At 32.7% G+C, this 3,381-nt stretch carries 1 protein-coding gene; it reads left to right on the forward strand.

Annotated elements, in window-relative coordinates:
• Positions 1-59: 59 nt before the first annotated feature.
• Positions 60-3,381: hypothetical protein (locus tag MK119_RS24075; protein WP_290684263.1), on the forward strand; the 3,322-nt coding region annotated here is incomplete at its 3' end.

The raw sequence follows: 3,381 nt of genomic DNA on the forward strand, positions 1-3,381 counted from the left end.
CGAACCTAACAGCCAATATATAACCACAAGTATTTTACGAATTAAAAATGAACAATTTTATGAAAAAATTACTGTTTTTTGCCATTCTAACATGTACTTCATTAATCTATTCTCAAGATTTACAGGAAGAACTATTGCGAATGACAAACGTACCAAATTCTCCTGAAGCAGAAGCATTCACAAAGTACGGAGAAGTCCCTGTCGATATGTATACTGGAAATCCTAATATTGGCGTTCCAATATATGAATATAAGGGAAAAGAATTAGCATTACCAATCCGCTTAACTTATGATGCGTCTGGAGTAAAAGTAGAACAATTAGCGACACAAAGTGGGTTGGGATGGAATTTAAATGTCGGCGGAAGAATTAGTCGAATTGTAAATGGCTTCCCTGATGATTTTAATAGTGCATTTCCAGAGTATAAAACTCTGTGGGATGATGATATCCAGCAAAAAATGCTTTCTTATATTCAAGAAAACACACATTTTGCTACAGAACAAGAGGTGGAAGATTATTTATACTTTCTTAAATATATCAATAATAATAAATACGATACACAACCTGATTACTTTAGCCTTAACGTAATAGGTGTCAATGATTATATTGTTTTTGATGTAGAAACGAGGCAACCCAAAACATTATATAATCCAAGAATCAAAGTAGAATTTACCCAAAATATAGCTTCAGACGCTATTACTAGTTGGGTTGTTACTAACGAAGATGGTACTAAATTTTATTTTGAAGAATTTGAGGAAACTATTTTCAATGGTGATGATTACTTTATAAATACTTCAGGAAGTGGCACACAACCTTACGGATTGACTAAAAATTACAACTCATCTTGGGTAGTAACTAGAATAGAATCTGCCAATAAAAAAGATATTTATGAGTTTGAATACACAGATTTAGGGTTTTGGCAACAACCACAATCAGCGTCTCCTGTACAATCAATAAGTAATAATATCAACGATGGCGATACAGCTTCTAATAATTATCATTTTTCCTATGGAGAAGTATCTAATACTCTGTCGACATATTTTATAAAACAAAAGTTTTTAACTCATATAAAGCATAATTCAAATTTAATTACTTCAATAAATTTAAAAGCAAGATGGGATTTAGACCTTGATTCTGCGATAGATAAAATAAACTTGTATACAGGAAACATAACCAACGAGCTCTACAAAACATTTACATTCAATCATTCCTATTTTGGAGATACAGCAGGTTATACAGGAAGCTATAGCGATCAGTTAAAAGTGCGATTAAAGCTTGACGGAATTGCCATTACTACGCCAACATCTACTCAAACAATGTATTATTCTTTTGAGTACGAAGCTCCAGAAGACGTACCTTCAAGAAACTCATTAGCACAAGATTATATGGGATATTTTAATAATGCAGATAATGATGTTCTTTACCCCGCAATCATTATTGGTAATGATAGCTATGCAGGTGCAAATCGATATCCTGATTTTTCTCATGCAAAAAAAGGCATTTTGACTAAAATTTACTACCCTACAGGAGGTTATACACAGTTAAATTATGAGCCGCATTTGGTAAATGATGCTGTAGAATTTACTTCATCATATGCATCCAATACCCATTTACAGGATGTATATTATTTACTACAATCACTTACAGGGGGTTTTGATTCATCGGTACCCTGTGATCCTGATTGTCAAGATACCTATGGAAGTAATGGAGCCCCAAAAACTATTGAAGCTTTTTTTGATATTAACGAAAGTGGTATCTATGAAATTGCTTCAACAACTGTAGGATCAGATGTAACACCAATTTTTCCAAGTAATATTGAAATCCTTAAAAAGAATGTAATACTAGGTGTTTATGAAGTAATATGGACGTATACAGATGGACAACAATCTACTCATCTTACTGCCGGTAGATATAAATATAGAATTCAGAACCCTAATAGTAGTAAAACAATTACATTGAAAGTATGGAGACAGGAGGAAGTTTCAAATGTAAGTACATATTTGGATACTGGTTTATTTCAAGCAGCTGGGCTTCGTATAAAATCTGTAGAAAATTATACTGACTATAATAAATTAGCATTAAAAACTTTATATCAATACACGACAGGAATTAATATTTCAACATCTTCTGCTAGGATTGTTTTTGATCCCATACTAGCTTACGGTACTTCAACACAAGTCTTCATTCAACCTGGAGCCTCCTCAGGTTTAGGTTCTACTTCTGGTATTCAAACTTTCAATTTTGTAAACAGAATCAGTAGTTCTTCTGGAGGAAGCAGACCACATATTGGATATTCAAAAGTATATCAGATACAACAATCATTTGATGGAAATAGTTCCCAAGGATATACTGAATACACATTTAATAATGATGGGAATGGACCAAATTCAGGATCAGGTATTTATAATGATGCTCATCCACCATTTGCAAACTACTTTATTACCAATTACGAAGTTGGAAAACAAAGTAACGTATCTGTTTATGATGCAAATCATATTAAAAAAGTTGAAACTTCATATCAATACAGTGATGAACTATTTTATTTGAATAAAGGAATTTTCATTAAACGAGATTTAGGAACTATCTTCAAATATCCAAAAATAGTCATTGATCCAAGCAATGGCATGTACACCTATGAATTTGTCAATGTGAAATTTGGTTGTTTAGAAGGAACTGTTCAAGGATTAGGTAGTTTTGGAGATTGTAATACAGGATTGTTAGCTCAACCGTGTACAGACGGAAATTGTATCAGTGATATCACGCTTTCAGGAAACGGAATGTATATCACAACTGCAGGCGGACGAATAGGGCATACTATCAAAGTAGAAACCAAAGAATTCTTTGATACAGGTACTGTAGAAAAGTCCATTGATCATGTTTTCTACGGAAATGAAAATCACTATTTACCAAAAGAAACCAGTTCTTCATATAATTTGGATGTTGAAAAAACAAAGTATTTCTATCCTTCGGACTATAGTGCCACTGTTTATGCAGATATGGTGACAAAGAATCATTTGACAACACAAGTTTCATTAGAAACTTATAAAAATGGAGAAAAAATTTCCACACGAAAAAATAACTATAACACCATAGGAGCTGGTTTTCAGATTGCTAATATTGAAACTGCTAAAGAAATGAATGACCTAGAAGACAGAATGCAACTATTGTATTACTCCAATGGAAATATTAAAGAATCGTATCAGGAAAATAATATTCATACTGTATACATTTGGGGGTATAACGAAACCTATTTGATAGCTAAAATTGAAAATGCGAACCATGCAACGATGACTGCTACACAAACCACAGCCATCAACAATGCTATAAATGCTTCTAATGCTGATATAGACTCTATTTCAGAGGAATTTCTGAGAACCAAACTCA

The organism is Kordia sp. (assembly GCF_022447245.1).
Taxonomy (GTDB): Bacteria; Bacteroidota; Bacteroidia; order Flavobacteriales; family Flavobacteriaceae; genus Kordia.